We start from the raw sequence: 23,020 nt of genomic DNA, 5'->3' as shown, positions 1-23,020 counted from the left end.
ATACGGATTGCGGTGGCTATGACCATGAACCCGGGCGTAAACAGAGAACAGTATTCACCTATCTTTGGGATAGAGGTGCTGATTTATAACATATAACCGAACGAAGCACCCTAAACTTCGGATGACCTTTAACGAACAGGAATTGGTGACAGGCTGTAAACAGCGCAACCGGCTCGCCCAGAAACAACTATACGATGTTTTTGGGGGTAAGTTGTTCGCTATTTGTCTCCGTTATACCAAAAACCGGGCGGATGCCGAGGATGTTTTACAAGATGCTTTTATAAAAATATATCAGAATATAGATTCATTCCGGAACGATAGTCCGCTGGAATACTGGCTTCGTTCTGTGGTAGTTAACACCGCATTGAATCATTTGCGGCAGCAAAAGTACCTGAAGGATCTGGATGATATTGACATTCATCATAATGGAATTGCCGATCGAGAATTTACGCTGGGCAATTTTCAGTTACAGCAATTGATGGAGCTCATTCAGGAACTACCGACAGGCTGCCAGACCATCTTCAATCTCTATGCGATTGAAGGGTATCAACACAATGAAATAGCTCAAAAGCTGGGCATTTCAGAAGGAACGTCAAAGTCACAGTATTCACGGGCCAGGACATTACTTCAACAAAAATTAAATAAAGAAAAGAGATTTGACGATGGATCCGTCCGCAACAAACAGTTTTGAAGATCAGTGGCGCAAGGCATTGAGAGAAGCTTCTGAAACTCCGCCGCCATCGGTATGGGAGGGAATAGAGGCGCGTCTTGATGAAGGAAATGACAAGGGAATAATTCCGCTTTGGGGGCAATCTCCTAAGATTTGGTATGCAGCTGCTTCCGTGGTCGCATTACTGCTCGTAGGTGTGGGTTTATGGTACTCGGGAGGTGGAATAAACGATAAGAAAGCCGAAACGAATGTGGCATTTAACAAGTCGGGAAATGACAAGAATGCAGCTAACGATGTGGCGGATATAAGTAAGAAAGATTCATCTGAAGTATCAAACAACACTCAAAACGAGATTGAGAAGCAGCCATTACTTGCTAAAACAGAGACAATTAGGGAGAATAGAACAAAGAATAAGGTTACAGGTTCAGGTTTGTCGAGTGGAAAAGAGGTGTCGATTGCAACTGAAAACAGTAAAAACCAATCAGGTGATCCAGTAAAAGAATCTCTTGCAATAAAAGAAGCGCCCCGGCTGCCGAATAACAGCGGCACGGATATCGAAAAGCAGGCTCCAACTATGATTTTTCAATCAGAAGACAATCGAGTTGCTGCTAATGTAGTCGAAAACAATGCTCAATCGGGCATTTCAGCGGAGCTTCTCAATTCTTTGCCTTATGATCAGCTGGATGTGCATTTTCAGAAGCGATTTGTGTTTTTCAGGCCTGAAATCAGGGAGGAAGAAGAAGTTATAAAACCTGCGAAGAATAAAGAATACTGGGCTGCTTTGGGGGTAATGCCGGCGTCATTTAATCCCGATGTGAAAATCAAGGAAGCGCCGCTTGCTTTTTCTAATCAGACCTTGTCGAACAAAAAGTCAGTATCTGGTACCAGCGAGGCAGGCGCGTCTTACTCGGTCCAGACTCAGGGCGGTGTGAGGGTTTCCAAGCATTGGACGGTCGAGTTTGGACTAAGTTATCTGAAAGGAAATTCGGATTATCAGGGCGGAGGTTATGTACTGAGTGCCTATAACAGCAAATCCGCCAATGCATTGGAGAATGCACTCTCAGGTCTTGCATCTGCCCCAATTGCAGGTCCGACCGGAATGGACAAAGGGGCCGGTTTCGCCAATAATCAGTCCATTTACATTGATGTGACGAAAAAGGTAAGTAACAATTATCAATACCTGCAATTGCCGGTGCAGGCCGGTTTCACACTGAATCCGGATAAGAAGCTCAGTTATTCGGTTTTAGGCGGAATGGCGGCGAATTTCTTCCTTACCAATGATCTTGAATCGGCATCCGGGGAGATTATCACCACGAAAGCGAGCGATGAAATTTATCGTACCGTAAACTGGGCTGCTACGACTGGTCTGAGGTTTAATTACAGGCTTTCGTCTAAATGGAAAGCCAGTCTGACGGGTTCGTATCAAAAGGCAGTTTCGTCCGGTTTCAGGTCGAATCAGAGCCTGGATTCACATCCTTACCTGTATGGGGTGGCCTGGGGCGTTCGATATTCTTTTTAAAAGCCAGCGATATTCCAACCATTGATCTCGTTTTTGAATCTGAGAATTAGCCATTCTTAAATTTATTAGCCATGAAAATTTTGAAACAATCTTTCTTCCTGCCACTGATAGCGACACTTGTTTTCTGGAGTTGTACGGATGATAAAAATGTAGGTCCGGATATCGAAGTCAATCCGGTGGAGATACCGGCCAATGTATCCAGTGGCACTACTTCATTTGCTTTTAATTTACTGCACAACTTACAGCAAACACAACCTTCGGAGGAAAACCTGTTCGTATCCCCATTAAGTCTTCACATCGCGCTCGGAATGCTTTTGAACGGTGCTGAAAAAGAAACCGAAGCTGAAATCCTGAAAACGCTTCAAATGGAAGGGATCACAATGGCGGATTTGAACAGTGCTTATCAAACCCTCATCAACGACTTGCCCGTTGCAGACTCGAAGGTGAGCCTGGGTTTGGCGAATTCAATGTGGTACAGAACGGGCTTTCAGGTTGAAAATAACTTTCAGGGTGTGCTCAAAAATTCATTCAATTCCGAGATTACCGGCCTGCCGTTTGACAATGCCGCGAAAGATCGAATTAACCAGTGGGCAAGTGATAAAACCAGCGGGAAGATCCAAAAAGTGCTGGATAAAATTTCACCCGACCAGGTGATGTTCCTTTTGAATGCACTTTATTTTAAGGGTGACTGGAAAGCAAAATTTGATTCGAAACTGACTGTTGATACTCCATTTACTCTTGAGAAAGGCGGAAGTAAAACAGTTAAAATGATGAATGTCAAGTCTGTATTCAAGATCGCGGCAGACAACAAGTTCAGTATCGTTCAGCTTCCTTATTCGAGCGGCCAGTTCAACATGACCCTGATTATTCCTCACGACGGCGCGACTATCGACGAAGCATTGTCAACCCTGACGGCTGCAAAATGGAATGAATTGACCGGCCGATTGTCCGAAAAAACCGTAACCGTTGGGTTGCCGCGTTTCAAACTCGATTATTCAATAAAGCTGAATGAGACGCTGAAAAAGATGGGAATCCAAAAAGCGTTCAGCGATGCCGCAGACTTGGGCAGAATCAGCAAGTCGCCAGGGCTTTTTGTGGATTTTGTAAAGCAAGATACTTATCTCGGGATCGATGAACAGGGAACTGAGGCAGCGGCTGTAACTACCATTGGAATCGGTTTAACATCGGCTGGGCCGCAGGAACCGAGATTTATCTGTGACCGTCCGTTTGGCTTGATCATCAGCGAGAGTACATCGAATACCCTTCTGTTCCTTGGGAGAATTAAAAACCCGGACAGCAAATAAGCATGATCTGTTAGCCATAAAACATTAAAGAAAAAAATGCCGGTCCGCCGGCATTTTCGGGGTGCGTTATCGTCCGGAGGCTTTGCTTTCGGACGATTTTGTTTTGAGTTACAACCAATTAAAAATCGATCGTGTCATTTGTTTTTAAAAGTTACTTACTCACATCCTTAACCTTAACAGACAATGAATCCCAGACTTCTACAACTCTTGCTGATTTTCCTGGCACCTGCATTCTGGTCGTGCAACGATCAATGCAAAGAAACCCGTGTTACACGTCAGTTCACCAATGTAACCCGTTCCCTGATGGAGCTGCGGACACAGGTAAAATCAGAATCCCCCCGGGCAATGGAAAAGCCTGGGAAAATGTATGTCAAAGGCGATTACCTTTTTGTGAATGAAGTCAAAGAAGGTATTCATATCATTGATAACAGCAATCCAGCCTCCCCCAAATTTGTGGCATTTATTACTATTCCCGGAAACGGCGACATCGCGGTCCGGAATAACATTCTTTATGCCGACAGCTACTCTGACCTCGTTGCACTCGATATCAGTAACCCTTCCAAAGCAGTGGAGGTTGAAAGGGTTAAAAATGTATTTAAAAACGGGCTTTTCGATGGCGGTTCATGGAACCTGAACGAGTCGATCGGTGCCATTAACGACCAGAATGTGGAGTACGTTACGGAAACGGTGACTGTGAACTGTGAAGAAAATGTTAATCCTGGCTCCTGGTGGGGCGGTGAGATCTGGGCTGTTGCAGACCGCGCTTTTTTTGGTGCCGGAGCCGCAAAGTCTTCAGCATCTCCACAATCCTCGGGTAACTCCAATGGCCAGGCAGGCTCCATGTCACGTTTTGCACTGCATCAACAGTTTTTGTATACCGTTGGCCAGAATGAACTGAACTTGTTCGATATTTCCAATGCAGCGAAGCCGAAATCGTTTACAACCGTGAATATCGGATGGGGTATTGAAACGATTTTTCCATATGAGAACAAGCTTTTTATCGGTTCCACAACCGGAATGTTTATTTATGATAATAGCAACCCGGCTGAACCAAAACAACTTTCAACGTTCCAGCACGGCAGGGCTTGCGACCCGGTTGTAGTTCAGGATGACATTGCTTATGTGACTCTTCGCACCGGAAATGCGTGTGCCGGGGCGCAGAATCAGCTCGACCTGGTCGATGTAAGCAATCCGTCATCGCCGCAGCTGATCAAAAGTTATCAAATGGAAAATCCGCATGGATTAAGTATTGACTTTCCGACCCTGTATCTCTGCGAAGGCGAGCATGGTTTAAAAGTTTTTGATGTTGCGGACAAGTTTGCAGTAGACAAACATCAGATCGCGCATTTCAAAAACATGGATGCATATGATGTCATTTCGTTAGGCAAGACATTGCTGCTGATCGGCAAGGATGGATTTTACCAATATGACGCTTCCAATCCGAAAGACATCCGGATGTTGAGTAAAATTCCTGTTGGAAAAGCGATCTGATATGAAAAAGAGCACTTACATCCTTTTCGCATTGCTGCTGTTTACATCAGCGGTAAATGCACAAAACGCGGCCAGAATAAAATATGTGAACCATACCGAAGTAGGCGGATTGTTTGGGCGGGTGAAGTTTGATAACCAATACAACGGAAATCTCGAACAAGTCGAAAACCGGAACAGTATGACTGCGCAGACGTTTAATGGAATCCAGGTCAACAAAAGGCTGGCTACCGGTGTAACTGTCGGGATGGATTGGTATCGCGCAGCTTTGTTAACCCCGATTGCCGCAGGACTGAGGTATGATCTTACCAAAAACGGAGGGGTTAAATTGTATGGGACCGTCGACGCAGGTTATGGCTTCGCGTGGTTCCATGATGACGCCGAGGGATTTGACACGAGCGGTGGGCTGATGCTCAATCCGGGAGTGGGACTAAGGTTCGGGAAAGACGGCGGCCCAGGTTTTACCCTTGCATTTACCTACAAAAGACAGGAAGCCGAGGTTGATAAGCCACCTCTATGGGGCCAAACCGAGCGATCGGAGCACCGGGTATATAACAGACTTGCACTGAGATTAGGATTAAGTTTTTAAATGCAATGAGAAAAATCGGGTATTACCTTATTGTTACAATTTTGCTGGCATTTTCCGCATTTCAATGCAGGGAAGCCCAGGATTGTTGTGTTCCTCCCTGCAGTGAAAAGTCGACATTAACGGGTACCTGGCGATTATCTGCGATTGAAAACCTGGCTTCCGGCACGTCCGAACCCGATCCCGATCCGAATGGGAAAGGCGTGATATTTACGTTTACCGACGATGAAAAGGAAGGTGCGATTACAGGACATACATTTGTCAACCAGGTAGATGGAAGCTATTCACTTGCGGCGGAATGCGCGATCGTGATCAAAGAGTTTGGTGGTACGAAAGTAGGGGAACCTAAGTGGAGCGGCAGAGCCTGGCTTGCTTCGGGTAAAGGTTCGTACCAGCTCGCAGGCGACAAGCTGACCCTTTTTCTCAATGATCGTGAAACAGGTCTGGTCTTTACGAGAGTGAAGTGAGGCCTTTCCGGTGTGATATGTCTGCCGATTTCTTGTCAAAAGCTTCAATTTCCTTTATAAATGTCACCCTTCCCTGATTGTACCAGTCTCTGAATTTCTGAGACTGGTCAATGTGTTTTGATAAATAATTCAGCAAAACCGAAAGATCAAAAGTTTTGGACGTGATACCGGCACCCGAAATTACGCCGTCGATCGCATTGCATTCCTGCTCAAAGTGATTCGGAACGGGTACCATCATAACCGGTTTTCCAAGATACATGGCTTCACAAACCGATTCGAATCCTGCGGTTGTCACCAATGCGCGTGAGTTCGCCAGCATATGGAGATATTTCTCGCTGTTAATCCGGTGGAATGTGAGTGTTTGGTCGAATGCGAATTCTTCTGCCGCATCCGCATTATCCCAAAAGCAATGCAGCTTTATTTCAGGATGTTGCCGATGCCAGGAGACAATTTGCTGGCTCAAACTGTGGTGTGTCATGTAAACGAGAAAATAGTCACCGTTTGTCGCATTAAGATCGATCACCTCCTGCCGGAGAAGTGGCGGAACGACTGTGATGTTCGAATGGGTTTCCGAATGCATTGAACGAAATGATAATGCAAGCTTTTTCTCCGAAAACCAGGACGTAAACCTGGAATTAAGATTGATCAGAAATTGATTGAATGCGCTTTTCTCCGGAAATATAAACCGCGGGTGAAGCAACAGAAATTGATGTGCAACACATACCATCGGGATTTTCGAGCGGTAAATCACATTGTACAAGCCGCCATAGGTGTCATAAAAGCTGATGATGAGATCGGGCTGGATTTCCAGAATGGATGCGTGAATGCTGCGGAGGCTTTTCAGGTATTTTGGTAAATTGGAAAGGTGAGTATATATTGTTTTCTGTAGGTCCATTCCGCCACTTTGCGCATTATAAATGAGATTTGGAGCATCGAAATGATGTACAGGGGCCAGGATTTGCTCATCAAAAAATTTCGGGATCTGCCTTCCCGGTGAAGATCCAACTATGGCGCCGACAATTTCATGACCTGCCGAACGCAGGATTTGACCTAACGAAATAGCCTGCGTGAGGTGTCCACGACCTTCCCCCTGCACCATAAATAAGATCCGCATATTATAAGTAGCGCTGGTTTTGATTTGGTAAAACACCGGTGAATGCGACCTGTTTCTCAATGGTAGGGAAGCTGTCAATCCGCGTTTTTGCAGCTTTTTTCACAGGTTTTTCAGAAATCGCTTGTTGATCGTAGTATAGCAGGCTCCAGTTTCCGTCAAAATCCTCCACCAATGCGCTGAGCGTTTCCACCCAGTCCCCGGAATTCATGTAAGTAATGCCCTTGATTTCCCGGATCGCCGGGTGGTGAATGTGTCCGCAAATCACGCCGTCGCAGTCGCGGGATTTAGCGAGCTCGGTCAGCTTTTCTTCGAAATCGGTCATGTAATTGACAGCCATTTTTACCGATTGTTTGATCCGCTGAGAAAGGGAATAATAGGAAAGCCCGCGCCATTCGCGGTATTTGTTATAAAATTTATTTACCCATAAAAGAAAAGTATAACCTACATCTCCCAGGTAAGCAAGCCATTTGAGATGTGTTGTGATGGAATCAAACACATCTCCGTGGGTAATGTAAAACCTCTGTGTGCCGGAATTCAGGATGTAGTCTTTGCGGATCTGGAAGTGTTTACCGAGCCGTAATGGAATGATCTGATCCAGAAAATCATCGTGGTTACCGCGGATGTAAATGACTTTTGTTTTGTTCTCTTCAATCATTTTCAGCACGCGTTTGAAAAACATCGTGTGCTTGCGTTTCCAGGCTCCGTACTTTTTCAGTTGCCACGCATCAATGATGTCACCGTTCAGGATAAGCTTTTTGCAGGTGTAGCTTTTCAAGAAACTGGTGACTTCCTCCGCTTTCGAGCCTCCGGCTCCTAAATGCAGATCTGAAATGATAATCGTGCGAAAGTGAGTTGTATCTCCCATGTTACAAATTTTATCATTTTATGTTACCTGGATGTTACTGTCAGATTACCAGTAAGTTAACTTTCCTGCGGTATTTTTTAAGAATTTCAATGAGGGATTATTCAAACAGTAACTATTAGTTAATTAAGAAATGACCTCTTTAATTTATATTTGTTTAAACCAACTCACCGATATGAAAGGAATTTTTGCACTGTTAATTCTGGTCCAGCTAAATGCATTTGCGCAACAAGTTTACCTTCCTCATGAAGTCGAAACGCAGGCCGGGCCGGTGGGAGGAGTAACTTATCTGAATCAATTCCTGAACGCTAATCTTCAAATCCCTTTCAAAAGTTCGATCAAAGGTCTTAATGGCCGCGTCTATGTTCGCGGGGTCGTGGAGCCGGATGGCAGTATGAGCAATGTGGAGATAGCCAGAGGAATTGACGCACTATGTAATGCTGAGGCTGTGAGGGTAATGAGCTTATTTAAAGCCTGGAAGCCGGCACTTATTAAAGGAAAAGCGGTTAAGCAGTCGATCTCATACCCCGTTACATTCAAAAGTCCTCCCCGAAGCAATTACGATAGCACGAGATCTGCGTTAATCGATTACTATGACAGCAAATATGTGCCGACTACCGATCCTGCAAAAATCAGGTACCGCATGATAATTCCAGTCGATGAGAATGGTTATGTAAAAGATGACGTGGTGTATGAGGAAGAAAAAGGGGCTAAATGGAAACAAACCGGATCGGCCTCGTTTGAAAAAAAGGAGATCTGGTTTCACCTGGATTATTCTCCCGATGCCCCGGATTCCGTGAAGGCTTTTCAAATCGCAGCCCGTGATCAGAACATGGCCAGCCATTCATCGGAATCGGTATTTCAACCGGACGGTAAGCTGCTAAGCCATATTGAATATGGATTGCTCACCAAGAAATCACTCCAGAAATCGTTCGATCTGAATGGTATGGTCCGAAAACTTCAGGTGTTTTCGGATAGTGTCGTTACCGAAGTATCGTGGTATGAAAATGGGCAAATCAAAAGTGTTATAGAAGTGAATGTGCCCAAATCGACTGAGCCTGAGGAAAAAGTATATGTCAACGCGTGGAATAAGGAGGGCCAGCAAACGATAAAGGATGGAGACGGTTTTTTGAGATCCGTTGAAAAAACTTTTAATGGCAAATATCTGATTGAAGAAGGTAAGGTAGTATCGGGTGTTAAAAACGGCAAATGGACGGGAAAATGGCTTGACAGTACCTTGCATTATACCGAGCAATACGAGCTGGGTGTTTTAAATAAAGGATTGTCTTATGAGGGCGGTAAGACCACAGAATATACAGTAGCCATGACAAATCCGCAGTTTAAGGGAGGTTTGAATGCATTCTATAAATTTCTTGCACAGAATATCCAATACCCGGTAAATGCTTCACGAAATGGAGTTTCGGCCCGGGTGAAGTTATCTTTTGTGGTATGCGAAGATGGAAGCATGTGTGATTATCAAGTCGAAAATCGTGTGGGTTTCGGTTTGGACGAGGAAGCTTTGCGGGTAGTGAAGAAAATGGAAGGACATTGGGAGCCTGGCGTACTGAGGGGGAAACCGGTACGTGTCCGATATTTTGTGCCGATCAATTTTGAGGTGCGCTGATTAAAACCACTCATCCTATCCCAAAGCCGGTCAATGGCTTTGGGATTTTTTTTATCCTTATTCTTTGGGTTATTGATTTTGTTTTGATGATATTGTGATATCAATTTACTATCACAATCCGAACTATGAATGAAAAAGAATTACGCTCGATCTCAGGATATTTGCTTTTTGCAATAGGCCTGGTAATGCTTTTTGGAGGCATTATTTATGTTATCAACACCGGCAGCCCGTTCGAGGGAATCTTTATCTCAATTACAGGCTTTGTTATTCTGATCGGCTTAACGGTAATCAATCCGAATGAGGCTGTTGTCACTACATTCTTTGGTGATTACATGGGTACTATGAAACAAAGCGGACTGCGCTGGGTAAACCCATTGTTCCGTCGGAAGAAGATCAGTCTGCGTGCGCGGAACCTGAATGGCCAGAAGCTGAAGGTAAACGACAAGCTGGGTAATCCCATTGAAATTGCAGCCGTTGTAGTATGGCGCGTGGGGGATACAGCCAAGTCGTCTTTTGAAGTAGATGATTATGTAAAATATGTAGAAATCCAGTCGGAGGCAGCCGTGCGGCATTTGGCGGGGATTTATGCATACGATACAATGGAAGATGAAGATCTTCAAATACAAGAAGTTACATTGCGGGACGGAAGTGGAAAGATCAATGAAATGCTGGAAGCTGAGTTGACCGAACGTCTGAGCCGCGCAGGCATTGATGTCCTGGAAGCCAGGATCAGCCACCTGGCCTACGCCCCTGAAATCGCCGGTGCAATGCTTCAAAGGCAACAAGCTTCCGCAGTGGTCGCAGCTCGCCGCCAGATTGTTAACGGAGCTGTGGGGATGGTGGATATGGCGCTCGCGATGCTTTCGGAAAAAGGCATTGTGCAACTGGATGAAGAAAGAAAAGCGGCCATGGTAAGCAACTTGCTCGTCGTTTTATGCGGTGAAAAAGCAGCGACACCCATCTTGAACGCCGGCACTTTGTATCCCTGATATGGCAGAAAAAAAAGCATTTGTTTTACGTGTCAATCCTGATATGCTCAAGGAACTGGAAACCTGGGCACAGCAGGATTTTCGCAGTCTGAATGGTCAGATCGAGTATTTGTTGAGTGAGGCATTGAAAAAACAGAAAAGGTCGAAGACAAAGGGTGGGGAACAAGGAGATGAAAAGAATAATTAAAAATGTTAAAATTGCGTAACCATTAGTTGTCTTACCAATTTTCTGAAACCAAATGAAGCATATTATCAGGATCTTATTCCTCACACTTCTCACAACTCAGCTCTTTGCGCAGATTCCGGATACCTTTCAGTGGCTGCCTGACGGTAGCGGGTATCGGGATGTAGAAGAGAACGAGATCGTTCAGGTGACGTTGCCGTCTAACCAGCAAAAAGTACTTGTATCGAAAGCCCAGCTCACACCTGCGGGAGGTGCGGCGTTACAGATCAAAAGTTACACGATAAGCAAGGCGGGCGACAAGTTTTTAGTTTATACCAATTCAAAAAGAGTTTGGCGTTACGAAACCCGCGGAGATTACTGGGTTTACGATGTGACTTCCAAATCACTCAAACAACTCGGAAAAGGCCTGCCTGCATCTTCCTTAATGTTTGCAAAATTTTCGCCAGATGGAAAATATGTAGGGTATGTGAGCCAACACAATGTTTACTCGGAAGACCTTCAATCCGGGGAAGTGAAGCAGCTTACCAAGGACGGAACAGACCGCATTATCAATGGGACTTTCGACTGGGCCTATGAAGAAGAGTTCGATTGTCGTGACGGGTTCCGGTGGAGTGACGACAGTAAGTCCATTGCATACTGGCAGCTGGATGCACGAAAGATCCGTAACTTCTTGATGATCAATACGACAGATTCGATCTACTCTTTTAATGTACCGGTTGAATATCCGAAAGTGGGTGAAACTCCCTCACCATACAAAATCGGTGTAGTAAGTATTGCAAATGCGGAAACGAAATGGATGAACATCCCCGGCGATCCGCAGAACACATACTTACCGAGAATGGAATGGTCCGGGATGCCCAATGAGCTGGTAGTGCAGCAATTAAACAGAAAACAGAATGAGAGTACGTTGCTTTACATCAACACAACCAACGGGAGTTCTAAATCTTTTTATGTTGAAAAAGACGCGGCCTGGATTGATATAAAGAGCCGCTGGGAAAACGATCCGATGGGTTGGGACTGGATTAATGGAGGTAAGGAATTTTTGTGGGTGAGTGAAAAAGATGGATGGAGACATACGTATCGGGTAAGCCGCGACGGTAAAAAGGAGACACTGATCACGGTCGGAAATTTTGACATGATTAATCCGGTACGCATTGATGAGAAGAGCAATGCATATTATTTCATGGCTTCCCCCGATAATGCAACGCAAAGTTATTTATACAAAACGACATTGGATGGAAAAGGCAAACCAGTGCGTGTAACGCCTGCTGATCAGCAGGGAACTCATAATTACGAGATTTCACCGGAAGCAAAATTTGGAATGCACCGTTTTTCAAATGCGAAAACAGTGCCATTAACCGAGTGGATTTCTTTTCCAAAACATACCTCAATTGACCCGAACAATTCCATTGCACAGTCAGCAAGCAAGATCAATTCCGGTAAGCTTGACATTGAGTTTTTTAAAGTAAAGACTTCCGAAGGAGTTGAAATTGATGCGTGGATTGTAAAACCGACCAATTTTGATGCAACTAAAAAGTACCCGATCGTCTTTACGGTCTACGGCGAACCTGCCGGAAGTACAGTAAAAGACACCTATGGAACCGGTCGGAATCGCTTGTACAATGGAAGTATGGCGGATGATGGCTACATCTATGCATCGATGGATAACCGGGGCACACCTTCTCCAAAAGGTGCTGCGTGGCGTAAAGCGATCCACAAGAATATCGGGACGATCAATATTAAGGATATGGATGGTGCAGCTACGGAGATTTTCAAAAAGTATTCGTTTATCGATACTTCGCGCGTGGCTGTTCACGGCTGGAGTGGCGGCGGATCATCTACATTGAATCTGCTTTTTCAATATCCGGAGCATTTCAAAACCGGCATTGCAGTGGCAGCAGTAGCGAATCAGCTTACGTATGATAACATTTACCAGGAACGCTATATGGGGCTTCCACAGGAAAATCGCGACGATTTTGTGAAGGGATCACCCATTACCTATGCTAAAAACCTGCGTGGAAATTTGCTTTACATTCATGGTACCGGTGATGACAATGTGCATTATCAAAATGCCGAAATGCTTGTGAATGAATTAATTAAAGCAAATAAGGTTTTCCAGTTTATGCCTTACCCAAACAGATCGCATAGTATTAGTGAGGGAACTGGTACCTCGCAGCATCTTCGGAGTTTATTCACAGATTATCTGAGAAAGAATTGCCCTCCCGGAGGAAAATGACATTGTTATAAACTAGAAAAGACCGCTCCGGATACTGAGGCGGTCTTTTTTCTTTGTAGACGGTAACTTATTAAGGAATGCGATTGAAAACAAAAAGGTCTACAAAAACCCACTTATTATTCTCCATTTTTCCGCGCTGGATTACCAGCTGATTTTGTGTCCTTCTTTCGTAGATAATGCGTACTGAAACGTCATCCTTTTCAAATAGAGCCTGGTTTTTCTTGGCTTCAATAAAATTGTAACGGTCGGAAACCGCTTTTTCTTCCACAGCGATCAGGCCGGGTTTGAAGTGCTTTACTAGTGCTACCGGACCTTTCTCTGTCTGCTCAAATGCGAACACTTCATAAAGTGAAGGCTTATCGTCCTTGATCATCCGGATGTAGCCCATGATGTTATTGCCTGCCGGTGCAGTCCAGCCTGCCTCGATCGGTCCGCCATTGTACGTGCCGAGCCAGTGGCCTTCCAGAAAGCTGATGTCATTTAGTGTCCCGACAGCAGTTTGCGCTTTTCCTGCAAAACCAAGAAGCACGAATGCAAAGAGAAAAGATAGTTTTTTGATTAATTGGGTTGTGTTAGAATGAGTCATCTGGGATCCAGGTTTTATTAAAAAAGGCAATTTAAGGTAAATGTTGCTTTGTCGGATCAAAGTGGCCGGAATCGTTTTTTATATAGACAAAAAAAAGCTGCCCTGGATTGCAAGACAGCTATTTTTTGTATGCTTGGTTGTTAATATGCTCTTTCCAATTTTCCCTCGTGCGAGTTTGAAAATGCTTTATTTACTACTTTATTTCCGCCAAGTGTTGGGTAATTTCCTGTAAAATACCAGTCTCCCAAATGTTGCGGACAAGCTTTGTGAAGGTTTTCAACGGTTTGAAAAACTACTGAAAGTTCTGCATTCAAATCCTTCGGCCTAATGATATCAGCAATTTTTTGTGAAATCTCCTCATCGGTGAATGGATCATACAATGCTTTCACATAATTGGTATGATACGGATTTTTAGTGGCGATCGACGTAACACTTTGCATATATACGTCTTCCAGCAAATATTCCAGGTCACGTTCTTCCAATAATTTCAGCACCGCGCGGAAAGCCACAAAATCCTTCATTTTCGACATATCGATTCCGTAACAGTCTGGGAAACGAATTTGCGGAGCAGAAGAAGCAACGACGATTTTCTTTGGGTTAAGACGATCAAGCATTGTTAAAATGCTCTTTTCCAGAGTAGTACCTCTCACAATGGAATCGTCGATGATCACAACGGTATCCACATTTTTTCGAACAACTTCGAATGTAGTATCATACACACTCGAAACCATATCGTCGCGCAATGCGTCGGCGGTAATGAATGTCCTGGATTTCACATCCTTCGTAACCAGCTTTTCAATGCGCGGACGGAAAGAAAGTACCTTTTCAAGGTCAGCCTCAAAAAGAATTCCTTCCATGATCGCCTGTTTGCGTTTTTTGGCAAGGTATTCTTCCAGACCTTCGATCATCCCCAAAAATGCGGTTTCAGCCGTATTCGGAATGTACGAGAATATCGTGTTTTCGAGATCGTAATTAACCTCTTTTAATATTTGAGGAATTAAAAGCTTCCCGAGTTGCTTGCGCTCATTATAGATATCGGGATCTGTTCCTCTTGAAAAGTAAATCCTTTCAAAGCTGCAAGAACGTTTTTCAAGACGCGGCAGGATCGGGAATTCGTTGAATTCACCATTTTTATCAACAATTAATGCCGAACCGGGAGTAATCTCGAGGATCTGGTTATAATCAACATTAAACGCTGCTTTAATTGCTTGCTTTTCAGACGCAACTACTACTACTTCGTCATCCGCGTAATAGAATGCGGGCCTGATACCGGCCGGATCACGGATTACAAATGACGCTCCATAGCCTGTTAGTCCGCACATTGCATAGCCGCCGTCGAAATCACGGCAGGATCTGTGAAGAACTCTCTGCATATCGATGTTGTCTTCGATGACGTCAGAAAGTGTCGGATTTTCATAAATTCCCTTGAAACGATCGAACACGCGCTGGTTTTCTTCATCCAGGAAATGTCCAATTTTTTCCATTACGGTTACGGTGTCGACTTTCTCCTTTGGATGCTGTCCGAGCGAGACCAGTTTACCGAAAAGTTCATCCACGTTGGTCATGTTGAAGTTCCCCGCCATTACCAGATTACGGCTTCTCCAGTTACTTTGACGAAGCATCGGATGACAGTTTTCAACTTCATTGGAACCATGTGTCCCGTACCGAAGGTGCCCCAGCCAGACTTCCCCGGTGAATGCAAGGTTTTCCTGCAACCATTTCCCGTCGGTGGCTCGGTCTCTGTTGTTTTTGAGACCTTTTCGGAATTTCTTATGGATTTTGGAAAAAATGTCCGTAAGTGGCTGAGGTTCTACGGATCTGTATCTGCTGATGTATCGTTTTCCGGGCGGAACGTCGATTTTTATGTTGGCTACTCCGGCTCCATCTTGTCCCCGGTTTACCTGTTTTTCCATCATTACCGAAAGCTTGTGTACCGCGTATAACGGTGTCTCGTACTTGTCGATGTAATATTGATAGGGCTTTCTAAGACGGATAAGTGCTATGCCGCACTCATGCTTAATGGCGTCGCTCATAAGAAGAGTAATGCGTTAGAAAATATTTTTGTCTGCAGTTTGCAAACCGTATTCCCTGGATAGTAGCTTAACGAATTTGTCATCTTGTTTAGTTCGTTGCAGATACAAAGGTAAACATCCTTTGGCTTAAAAAACTTCAAATTCTCCGATTTTTCCAGGCACTTTCAGCAGCGATAAATTCATGAATCCACTACCGGAAGTCTAGCTAACAGAAAGATAACTAAATTTGACCAAAACGGATTAAAAAAATAAAATGCTCCATAAAACCAATGGTATCGCACTGAGTTACATCCGCTATCGTGAATCGTCCATTATCGCCCGGGTTTATACGGATGTGTTTGGGATACAGACTTACATTGTGAATGGGGTAAGGAGCGGTAAATCCAGAAACAACCGTATTGCGTTATTTCAGCCGCTCACTTTGCTTGAAATGGTTGTGTATCATAAAAATAAAGAAGATACGGTTCATCGAATTTCGGAATTGAAATGCCATACTCCGTTGAAGACGCTACCCTATGATGTCATCAAATCGAGTCTGGGCATGTTTATTACCGAAATTCTGGGGAAGACGTTAAAGGAAGAAGAGCAGAATGAAGCATTATTCCGGTTCATCGAAACCTCGATTCTTTATCTGGATGATGCAGAACGGGATTTCGAGAATTTTCACATTCAGTTTCTGGCCCAATTAGCGCATTACCTTGGTTTCGGAGTGGAGAATGCGGAGGATTTTGAGAATGAGCTGAAAAACAGCAATTATCCTCAGCTGCCGGATGTGATTGAACATCAGGCCACTGAACAATTATTGCGGCATAATTACGGTATCCGCATCGCATTAGATAGGGCCAGACGCACACGGATTCTCGAAAAACTGATTTTTTTCTACAAGATCCACATGGACAGCCTGGGCGAAATCAAATCGCTGGAAGTTTTGAAGGAGGTTTTGAGGTGAAAGCCAAACGCGGGTATCCTTAGCTAATGACCGTTGGCATATTGGCATAGTTTTGATAACGTATAGTCTAATCTAAAATACAGTACAATATGAAACAACTACTTACAATCTCATTGATGCTTATTTCAGTGCTGACCATTGCACAGGAACGCCTGCCGCAAGTTCCTAAAGGTGCATGGAAATCGCAGGAACCCACAGGAAGTGCTTCGACTTTAATCGTCGCGGATAATTATCTGTCGATCGCATCTTATAGTATCAACAATAAATATTTTGAGCGGAGTGAAGGCGGACCGTTTACAATGAGCGGGGATCAACTGACCTACACCCCGGAGTTCAATTCTGCGGATACAAGCAAAGTGGGCATTCCAATTGTCTTCACCGTTACTGTGAAAGATGATATTCTTACACTTCGTTATGAAGAGGCAATGGTGTGGATGCGGGTGGACAACGCAACCAACGTTCCAATGGCTGGGGCGTGGCATATTACCGAGCGAGCCGCGAACGGGCAAGGTGAATTGGTGAAAATCCACCAGGAAGGAACACGGAAAACCATCAAAATGCTCTCAGGTACACGATTTCAATGGTTTGCAATTGATCCGGTAGTGAAAGGATTTTATGCAACTGGTGGAGGGACTTACACTGCAAAAGATGGTAAATACACAGAAAACATCCAGTTTTTTTCGAAAGATAATAATCGTGTGGGCTCATCATTAAAGTTCAATTACAAGCTCGAAAACGGAAGGTGGGACCATAGTGGCAAAAGCAGTGATGGTAAGCCGATACATGAGATCTGGGAAAAAATCCCATGATTGCTCAACTATTTAGATTAGTTCAAAATAATTAGTGACAAAATTTGAATCATTCTAAATAGCTGCTACATTTGTTTGGGTTTAACAGCAATGGGATGAGTTTTTCTATTTTGAGTGAATGCAATGTTACTTCTGAGCGTGAGGATTTCTGGATGAAATCAATTGCTGACAACACGGAATGTGTCTTCAAAAAGTGTTGTGAAAAATATAAAAAGAAGGGAAAACATTGCAAAAAATGTCCCAAAAAATAGTGCTGTTCGACTCATTCAAGTCGCAATACAGTTCATGGTGAATAATTGTAAGAGGGGGAATGCCAGGTAGCGTTCCCTTTTCTATTTCAAAGAGCTAGATCTTTCTTTTCAGCTCGAAATTCTGACCTAAGTACACTCTTCTCACTACCTCATCTTCTGCCAGTTCCTCGGCAGATCCCTGTTTCAGGATTTTACCTTCAAATAATAAATAGGCCCGGTCTGTAATGGATAATGTCTCGTTTACATTGTGATCGGTAATAAGAATGCCGATGTTTTTATGTTTCAGTTTGGCGACAATGCTCTGGATATCTTCTACTGCAATGGGGTCAACCCCCGCGAAAGGTTCGTCGAGGAGAATGAATTTTGGATCGACGGCCAGGGAACGGGCAATTTCAGTCCGCCTTCTTTCGCCGCCTGAGAGTACCATCCCTTTGCTTTTACGCACATGTGTCAAATGGAATTCTTCCAGCAATTCTTCGACCTTTTCTCTTTGGGCCTGCCTCGGTAAATCTGTCATTTCCAACACAGCCCTGATATTTTCTTCAACCGTCAACGTGCGGAACACCGAAGCTTCCTGGGCGAGGTAGCCGAGGCCAAGTCGTGCCCGCTTGTACATCGGCAAACTTGTTATATCCTTGTCGTCGAGAAACACCTTGCCACTGTTGGGTTTCACCAAACCGACCGCCATATAGAAGGAAGTGGTTTTTCCGGCGCCATTAGGTCCTAGCAAACCAACAATTTCTCCTTGCTCCACCTGGTAGCTTACATTGTTGTTGACAAGACGTACCCCGTATTTTTTAACAAGGTTTTCAGTTCTCAGTATCATTTTTGATTGTATTCATTGCCGAGACGTGTCTCAATGCAGCTTAATGTCTTTTAAAGACAGTTGTAACGTTTTTTTATCCCGAAAGTTATTTTCTTCGATGCAATAGCAAATCGAAAATGACCTTCCGTTGGCGATATCCGGATAAAAGTGGGCCATACCAAAACCGACTGCTGTGAAAACGGCGGACCCGTTTTGTTTTACATCAAATTTGATATGCTTTTCCTTCATCATCGATGGCCTCCCAGCCAGTGTAACATTTCTGGATTCAAACATTGGGGTCATGTTACCAGGTCCGAATGGGCCCATTTGCCGAAGGATATTATAAAATCGAGGCGTAATGGATTCCAGTTCCAGCAGCATATCGATATTAACCATCGGGATCAATTGATCCGGATGAATGCGATTGCTTACAATTTGGTCGAATCTCGACTTGAATGCCTCGACATTATCCAGCGGTAAGGTTAATCCGGCAGCGAATGTGTGCCCCCCATATTGTTCCAATAGATCTGCGCATTCTTCGATTGCTTCATACACGTCGAAACCAGGAACCGAGCGGGCTGATCCTGCGGCTTTTCCGTGAGACTGTGTCAAAATAATGGTCGGGCGATGGTATTTTTCAATACACCTGCTCGCCACAATTCCGATCACGCCTTTGTGCCAGTCTTCCTTATATAGTACCGTACTTTTTGCGGTTGAAAACCATTCGTCGTTTTCAATCATCAAAAGTGCCTGCTCGGTAATGCTCGTGTCAAAAGTTCTGCGCTCGCTGTTGTGTTTATTGATTTCCTGCGCAAATTCCTCGGCTTCCTCATCAAGTTCGGAAAGTAGCAGTTTTACAGCTTCTTTTGCGTGTTTAATGCGTCCGGCAGCATTAATCCTCGGCCCGATTCCGAAAACGACATTTGTGATGTCCAATGCTCCATTGATACCGGATATTTGAATAAGTGCTTTAATTCCGGTCCGGGGAGAAGCATTTAGTTTTTTTAATCCATAAAATGCAAGAACTCTGTTTTCGCCGGTGATGGGAACAATATCGGATGCTATACTTACGACAACCAGATCCAGGTAGTCAAAAAGGATTTCCTGGTCAATCCCGGTTTTTATGCAATAGGCTTGCAATAATTTAAACCCGACCCCGCAGCCAGTCAGTTCTTTATAGGGATATTCGCAATCGTTACGCTTCGGATCTAATACTGCCACAGCCGGCGGAAGTTCGTCCCCGGGGCGGTGATGATCACAAATGATAAAATCGATCCCTTTTTCAGCCGCAGCGGTAACCTTATCCACCGATTTTACACCGCAGTCCAGCGTAACGATCAGATTAAAACCATTTTGCTTAGCCCATTCAATACTTTGCCAGGATACTCCATATCCTTCCTCATAACGGTCGGGAATGTAGTAGTCGAGGTTGTTGTATTTTTTTTTCAAAAAGCCATAAAACAATGCGACCGAAGTGGTACCGTCGACATCGTAGTCTCCATAAACAAGAATTTTCTCTCCGGAATGAATGGCTTTAATAATGCGTTCCACGGCAGCGTCCATACCCTTCATCAGAAATGGATCGTGCAAATGGCTTATATCGGGACGGAAAAAATTTCGGGATTGTTCAAAATCAACAATGCCACGCTGGACTAGCAAAGTGGCCAGTGATGGTCCCACATTAAGTGATCCCGCGAGTTCATTGACAATCTTTTGTTGGTCGAGGGTAAATTCGGGATAGTGTATCCAACGCTTTTCAATCATAAAGACAAAGATAATGGGATTAAGTCATGAGCACATCAAAATCTGTCAGCCGGCGGTTGCAATCAGAAAAAGCTAATTGAAAGGTCTTATCTTTACAACTTATTAACATTCTTTAAGATAAATGCCGCGTCTCCTTGCAATCGATTATGGTTCAAAACGAAGCGGGATCGCAGTTACTGATCCACTTCAGATCATTGCTACCGCGCTGGAAACGGTTCCTACGCACACGCTTTTGGACTTCTTAAAAAAATACGCAGGCCAGGAACAACTGGAAGCTTTCATCGTAGGAATGCCGAAACGGCTGGACAATACGGCAAGTGAAAACGCTGCCAGGGTAGTCGCCTTTATCAAAGTGTTGAAAAAGGGATTTCCGGATATTCCGGTTTACACACACGACGAACGTTTTACTTCTTCCATGGCACTGCAATCTATGATCACGGCAGGCACAAAAAAAAGTGACCGTAGAGAAAAAGGTAATATTGACAAGATTAGCGCTACCATTATTCTGCAGTCTTATATGGAAAGCAGCAGGTAGCCGCCAGTCAGAACGGTTTTATACGCATATAAAGTTTTAGTAAAATGATTTATCCAATTGTCGCTTACGGCGACCCGATTCTTAGAAAACCTACCCGATTTATCGAAAAAGAGGAGCTTGATCTTAAAAAGCTATCCGATGACATGTTCGAAACCATGCACAATGCAAATGGTGTGGGACTTGCCGCCCCGCAGATCGGGATGAATATCAGAGTGTTTGTCGTGGATGGTACACCTTTCAGTGAAAAGGACGATGACGACGACGAGCCGGATCTTTCGCTGGTCGATTTCAAAAAAACCTTTATTAACCCGGAAATTCTGGAAGAAAAAGGAGAAGAATGGGCGTTTGAAGAAGGTTGTTTGAGCATTCCCGGAATCAGAGGCGACGTGTATCGACCAGAAACTCTCCGGATCCGGTACCGCGATATTGAATGGAATGAATATGAAGAAGAGTACTCGGGAATGGCCGCCAGGATTATCCAGCACGAGTATGATCACCTGCTCGGAAAGTTGTTTGTCGATTATCTGCCAACTTTAAAAAAGCAGTTTATTAAAAAGAAACTCACCGATATTTCCAAAGGATCTGTTGATGCGGATTACCGCATGCGGTTCCCGGGCCGTAAATAAGTGATGAAATTTCCTGAAACCAGCTGCTAAATGTCCGGACAAATGCAAACACTATCGGTGACTTTGATCCAGACAGATTTGTTTTGGGAGAATCCAACTGCAAACCTCTCGTCGCTTGAAGAAAAAATAGCAGCGCTTCCCGAATCGTCGGACATTATTGTACTTCCGGAAATGTTTAATTCCGGGTTTACAATGAACAAATCCATTGCAGAGCCGATGAACCTGACGACCACAAAGTGGATGAAGCAAATGGCTGCACAAACAGGTTCATTGCTTATCGGAAGTTTTGCTGTGAAAGAAGGCGGCAACTACTACAACCGTCTCATTTGCTGTAAACCTGATGGGGCGTATCTTCAAAATGACAAGAGGCATCTTTTCAGTATGGGGCAAGAGCATTTGACCTACACGCCCGGAAGCAGCCGTTTGACATTCGAATGGAGGGGATGGAATATCTGTCCGTTGGTTTGCTATGATCTTCGGTTTCCCGTTTGGAGCCGAAATGTCGGATCCAATCCGTATGATCTCTTAATATATGTAGCAAACTGGCCGGCAAAACGAGCAAACGCCTGGAATACATTGCTTAAAGCGCGTGCGATCGAAAATCAAACTTATGTAGTGGGTGTGAACCGGATTGGCAGGGATGGGAGCGATCTTGAGTATCGCGGAGATTCGGTTGCGCTCGATTACCTTGGAGAACCCGTGTGTATGCTGGGATCGGCGGAAGTAGAAAAAACCGTTCGTTTTTCAAAAAGTGAACTGGCCGATTACCGACAAAAATTCCCCGCACTGGCGGATTCGGATGACTTTACATTGCATTGTTGACACATTGGTCAAATTGTCCCATTGTTACTCAATGACTTTTGGTACCATTATATAGGTATCATTTTTGGAAGGCGCATTGCCTAATGCTTCCGTTCTGCTAAGTGTATTCGAGCCCTGATCTTCCCGCCAGTTATTAACTTCATCCATGATGTGAGTGAGCGGCTCCACGCCTTCTGTATCAATTTCATTCAGCTGGTCCATCCACGTCAACACCGAATCCATACTTTTCAGGAGAGCTTCCTCTTCTCCGGGTTTGATTTCAAGCCGGGCGAGGTTTGCAATTTTTTTAAGTGATTCCTGATCTATTTTCATCGTATTATGAATTTGTTAAGTTAGCGGGCCTTTGTAATTCAAAAACTAAAATTACCGGATTTTTGTCAATTCGTCGCCGACGCACCTGGATAAAGATGTCTGTGGAAGCAGCAAACAGCAACATTGTTAACTTTTCCGCATCTCGATTTTGAACAAAATGACAGCGTGCCAGGGAAAAAGAGTTATGCGAAATTTAAAATTGTTGTCTAGACACTTAGTAGGAGAAAAATAATATTTGCTTTTCTAAGTTAATCTTGAAATATTTTGAAATACAAAGGTAGGCTTTGAAAAACATGTTAGTAGAGTTTGAAGTAAAGAGTACAATTATATATAGATTTGCAATTATGTGATAGACGGTTCTTAATCAGCATTGAACCGGGATTTTAGGCCAAAATATTGAACAGTTCATTCTTCAAATTATGCAATTTTTAGAAAATCTGATCAAAAAAACGACAAAAAATCTGACAAAAAGCTTGCTTTTTTTT

General features: G+C 44.0%; 22 protein-coding genes. 15 read left to right on the top strand and 7 right to left on the bottom strand.

Features of this window, described 5'->3' with window-relative positions; genetic code table 11:
* The first annotated feature begins 121 nt into the window (after positions 1–121).
* From LZG72_RS16215 to LZG72_RS16190, 6 genes are all read left to right on the top strand, one after another.
* Positions 122–691 (top strand): RNA polymerase sigma factor, encoded by a 570-nt coding sequence (locus LZG72_RS16215; RefSeq protein WP_233874529.1) that lies wholly within the window; start codon positions 122–124, stop codon positions 689–691.
* On the top strand, positions 663–2,189 hold the full coding sequence (locus LZG72_RS16210) for an MSCRAMM family adhesin SdrC (RefSeq protein ID WP_233874527.1): 1,527 nt from the start codon (positions 663–665) through the stop codon (positions 2,187–2,189). The genes LZG72_RS16215 and LZG72_RS16210 overlap by 29 nt, the downstream gene beginning before the upstream one ends.
* Before the next feature lie 71 nt (positions 2,190–2,260).
* The gene (locus LZG72_RS16205; protein ID WP_233874524.1) at positions 2,261–3,493 is read left to right on the top strand and encodes a serpin family protein; all 1,233 of its coding nucleotides are present in this window, start codon (positions 2,261–2,263) and stop codon (positions 3,491–3,493) included.
* 183 nt (positions 3,494–3,676) lie between these two features.
* Entirely contained in the window at positions 3,677–4,984 is a 1,308-nt protein-coding gene (locus LZG72_RS16200; protein ID WP_233874522.1) for an LVIVD repeat-containing protein, read from the top strand.
* A gap of 1 nt (position 4,985) precedes the next feature.
* Positions 4,986–5,570, top strand: coding sequence for a hypothetical protein (locus LZG72_RS16195; protein ID WP_233874520.1), 585 nt, complete (start codon positions 4,986–4,988; stop codon positions 5,568–5,570).
* 5 nt (positions 5,571–5,575) lie between these two features.
* Complete coding sequence (locus tag LZG72_RS16190) at positions 5,576–6,034, top strand: META domain-containing protein (protein ID WP_233874515.1); 459 nt, start codon at positions 5,576–5,578, stop codon at positions 6,032–6,034.
* Here LZG72_RS16190 and LZG72_RS16185 read toward each other — a convergent pair.
* Complete coding sequence (locus tag LZG72_RS16185; RefSeq protein ID WP_233874514.1) at positions 6,018–7,148, bottom strand: glycosyltransferase family protein; 1,131 nt, start codon at positions 7,146–7,148, stop codon at positions 6,018–6,020. The genes LZG72_RS16190 and LZG72_RS16185 overlap by 17 nt on opposite strands.
* Before the next feature lies 1 nt (position 7,149).
* Complete coding sequence (locus LZG72_RS16180) at positions 7,150–8,013, bottom strand: UDP-2,3-diacylglucosamine diphosphatase (protein WP_233874511.1); 864 nt, start codon at positions 8,011–8,013, stop codon at positions 7,150–7,152.
* Between the two features lie 172 nt (positions 8,014–8,185).
* Here LZG72_RS16180 and LZG72_RS16175 point away from each other — a divergent pair, with 172 nt between their 5' ends.
* The 4 genes from LZG72_RS16175 (at position 8,186) to LZG72_RS16160 (ending at position 13,043) form a co-directional block, all read left to right on the top strand.
* Complete coding sequence (locus LZG72_RS16175; protein ID WP_233874508.1) at positions 8,186–9,634, top strand: energy transducer TonB; 1,449 nt, start codon at positions 8,186–8,188, stop codon at positions 9,632–9,634.
* A gap of 125 nt (positions 9,635–9,759) precedes the next feature.
* Positions 9,760–10,623, top strand: a complete 864-nt coding sequence (locus tag LZG72_RS16170) for an SPFH domain-containing protein (protein ID WP_233874492.1) — start codon at positions 9,760–9,762, stop codon at positions 10,621–10,623.
* Between the two features lies 1 nt (position 10,624).
* Positions 10,625–10,810, top strand: a complete 186-nt coding sequence (locus LZG72_RS16165; RefSeq protein ID WP_233874489.1) for an Arc family DNA-binding protein — start codon at positions 10,625–10,627, stop codon at positions 10,808–10,810.
* Between the two features lie 52 nt (positions 10,811–10,862).
* Positions 10,863–13,043, top strand: coding sequence for a DPP IV N-terminal domain-containing protein (locus LZG72_RS16160; protein WP_233874486.1), 2,181 nt, complete (start codon positions 10,863–10,865; stop codon positions 13,041–13,043).
* Positions 13,044–13,113: 70 nt separating this feature from the next.
* On the opposite strand, the gene LZG72_RS16155 is transcribed toward LZG72_RS16160, so the two are convergent.
* A complete protein-coding gene (locus LZG72_RS16155) occupies positions 13,114–13,629 on the bottom strand; it encodes a DUF6265 family protein (RefSeq protein ID WP_233874483.1) in 516 nt (171 codons plus the stop codon).
* A 140-nt stretch (positions 13,630–13,769) separates the two neighbouring features.
* Positions 13,770–15,662: an amidophosphoribosyltransferase gene (locus LZG72_RS16150; RefSeq protein WP_233874480.1), complete on the bottom strand. Its 1,893-nt coding sequence runs from the start codon at positions 15,660–15,662 to the stop codon at positions 13,770–13,772.
* 253 nt (positions 15,663–15,915) lie between these two features.
* Here LZG72_RS16150 and recO point away from each other — a divergent pair, with 253 nt between their 5' ends.
* On the top strand, positions 15,916–16,611 hold the full coding sequence (recO, locus tag LZG72_RS16145; RefSeq protein WP_233874477.1) for a DNA repair protein RecO: 696 nt from the start codon (positions 15,916–15,918) through the stop codon (positions 16,609–16,611).
* 89 nt (positions 16,612–16,700) lie between these two features.
* Positions 16,701–17,420, top strand: coding sequence for a hypothetical protein (locus LZG72_RS16140; RefSeq protein WP_233874474.1), 720 nt, complete (start codon positions 16,701–16,703; stop codon positions 17,418–17,420).
* 345 nt (positions 17,421–17,765) lie between these two features.
* On the opposite strand, the gene lptB is transcribed toward LZG72_RS16140, so the two are convergent.
* Together lptB and recJ are read right to left on the bottom strand one after the other, a co-directional pair.
* Positions 17,766–18,497, bottom strand: coding sequence for an LPS export ABC transporter ATP-binding protein (gene lptB, locus LZG72_RS16135; protein ID WP_233874471.1), 732 nt, complete (start codon positions 18,495–18,497; stop codon positions 17,766–17,768).
* A 30-nt stretch (positions 18,498–18,527) separates the two neighbouring features.
* Positions 18,528–20,240 carry a single-stranded-DNA-specific exonuclease RecJ gene (gene recJ / locus LZG72_RS16130; protein ID WP_233874453.1) on the bottom strand — a complete coding sequence of 571 codons (1,713 nt, stop codon included), beginning with the start codon at positions 20,238–20,240 and terminating at the stop codon, positions 18,528–18,530.
* Between the two features lie 121 nt (positions 20,241–20,361).
* Here recJ and ruvX point away from each other — a divergent pair, with 121 nt between their 5' ends.
* Genes ruvX through LZG72_RS16115 form a run of 3 tightly spaced genes read left to right on the top strand, consistent with a single transcriptional unit; the run spans position 20,362 to position 22,223 of the window.
* Positions 20,362–20,775 carry a Holliday junction resolvase RuvX gene (gene ruvX / locus LZG72_RS16125; RefSeq protein WP_233874450.1) on the top strand — a complete coding sequence of 138 codons (414 nt, stop codon included), beginning with the start codon at positions 20,362–20,364 and terminating at the stop codon, positions 20,773–20,775.
* 44 nt (positions 20,776–20,819) lie between these two features.
* Positions 20,820–21,401 (top strand): peptide deformylase, encoded by a 582-nt coding sequence (gene def / locus LZG72_RS16120; protein WP_233874448.1) that lies wholly within the window; start codon positions 20,820–20,822, stop codon positions 21,399–21,401.
* Between the two features lie 42 nt (positions 21,402–21,443).
* Positions 21,444–22,223 carry an amidohydrolase gene (locus LZG72_RS16115; protein ID WP_233874445.1) on the top strand — a complete coding sequence of 260 codons (780 nt, stop codon included), beginning with the start codon at positions 21,444–21,446 and terminating at the stop codon, positions 22,221–22,223.
* 24 nt (positions 22,224–22,247) lie between these two features.
* Here LZG72_RS16115 and gatC read toward each other — a convergent pair whose 3' ends face one another.
* Positions 22,248–22,535, bottom strand: a complete 288-nt coding sequence (gene gatC, locus LZG72_RS16110; protein WP_233874442.1) for an Asp-tRNA(Asn)/Glu-tRNA(Gln) amidotransferase subunit GatC — start codon at positions 22,533–22,535, stop codon at positions 22,248–22,250.
* Positions 22,536–23,020: the final 485 nt, after the last annotated feature.

Source organism: Dyadobacter sp. CY323, assembly GCF_021390245.1.
GTDB lineage: Bacteria > Bacteroidota > Bacteroidia > Cytophagales > Spirosomataceae > Dyadobacter.
This window is presented reverse-complemented; position numbering and strand designations above follow the sequence as displayed.

Excerpts from the sequence above, each read along its gene's own strand:
- LZG72_RS16215 (WP_233874529.1), top strand. The coding sequence starts at position 122 with ATGACCTTTAACGAACAGGAATTGGTGACAGGCTGTAAACAGCGCAAC.
- LZG72_RS16210 (WP_233874527.1), top strand. The coding sequence starts at position 663 with ATGGATCCGTCCGCAACAAACAGTTTTGAAGATCAGTGGCGCAAGGCA.
- LZG72_RS16205 (WP_233874524.1), top strand. The coding sequence starts at position 2,261 with ATGAAAATTTTGAAACAATCTTTCTTCCTGCCACTGATAGCGACACTT.
- LZG72_RS16200 (WP_233874522.1), top strand. The coding sequence starts at position 3,677 with ATGAATCCCAGACTTCTACAACTCTTGCTGATTTTCCTGGCACCTGCA.
- LZG72_RS16195 (WP_233874520.1), top strand. The coding sequence starts at position 4,986 with ATGAAAAAGAGCACTTACATCCTTTTCGCATTGCTGCTGTTTACATCA.
- LZG72_RS16190 (WP_233874515.1), top strand. The coding sequence starts at position 5,576 with ATGAGAAAAATCGGGTATTACCTTATTGTTACAATTTTGCTGGCATTT.
- LZG72_RS16185 (WP_233874514.1), bottom strand. The coding sequence starts at position 7,148 with ATGCGGATCTTATTTATGGTGCAGGGGGAAGGTCGTGGACACCTCACG.
- LZG72_RS16180 (WP_233874511.1), bottom strand. The coding sequence starts at position 8,013 with ATGGGAGATACAACTCACTTTCGCACGATTATCATTTCAGATCTGCAT.
- LZG72_RS16175 (WP_233874508.1), top strand. The coding sequence starts at position 8,186 with ATGAAAGGAATTTTTGCACTGTTAATTCTGGTCCAGCTAAATGCATTT.
- LZG72_RS16170 (WP_233874492.1), top strand. The coding sequence starts at position 9,760 with ATGAATGAAAAAGAATTACGCTCGATCTCAGGATATTTGCTTTTTGCA.
- LZG72_RS16165 (WP_233874489.1), top strand. The coding sequence starts at position 10,625 with ATGGCAGAAAAAAAAGCATTTGTTTTACGTGTCAATCCTGATATGCTC.
- LZG72_RS16160 (WP_233874486.1), top strand. The coding sequence starts at position 10,863 with ATGAAGCATATTATCAGGATCTTATTCCTCACACTTCTCACAACTCAG.
- LZG72_RS16155 (WP_233874483.1), bottom strand. The coding sequence starts at position 13,629 with ATGACTCATTCTAACACAACCCAATTAATCAAAAAACTATCTTTTCTC.
- LZG72_RS16150 (WP_233874480.1), bottom strand. The coding sequence starts at position 15,662 with ATGAGCGACGCCATTAAGCATGAGTGCGGCATAGCACTTATCCGTCTT.
- recO (WP_233874477.1), top strand. The coding sequence starts at position 15,916 with ATGCTCCATAAAACCAATGGTATCGCACTGAGTTACATCCGCTATCGT.
- LZG72_RS16140 (WP_233874474.1), top strand. The coding sequence starts at position 16,701 with ATGAAACAACTACTTACAATCTCATTGATGCTTATTTCAGTGCTGACC.
- lptB (WP_233874471.1), bottom strand. The coding sequence starts at position 18,497 with ATGATACTGAGAACTGAAAACCTTGTTAAAAAATACGGGGTACGTCTT.
- recJ (WP_233874453.1), bottom strand. The coding sequence starts at position 20,240 with ATGATTGAAAAGCGTTGGATACACTATCCCGAATTTACCCTCGACCAA.
- ruvX (WP_233874450.1), top strand. The coding sequence starts at position 20,362 with ATGCCGCGTCTCCTTGCAATCGATTATGGTTCAAAACGAAGCGGGATC.
- def (WP_233874448.1), top strand. The coding sequence starts at position 20,820 with ATGATTTATCCAATTGTCGCTTACGGCGACCCGATTCTTAGAAAACCT.
- LZG72_RS16115 (WP_233874445.1), top strand. The coding sequence starts at position 21,444 with ATGCAAACACTATCGGTGACTTTGATCCAGACAGATTTGTTTTGGGAG.
- gatC (WP_233874442.1), bottom strand. The coding sequence starts at position 22,535 with ATGAAAATAGATCAGGAATCACTTAAAAAAATTGCAAACCTCGCCCGG.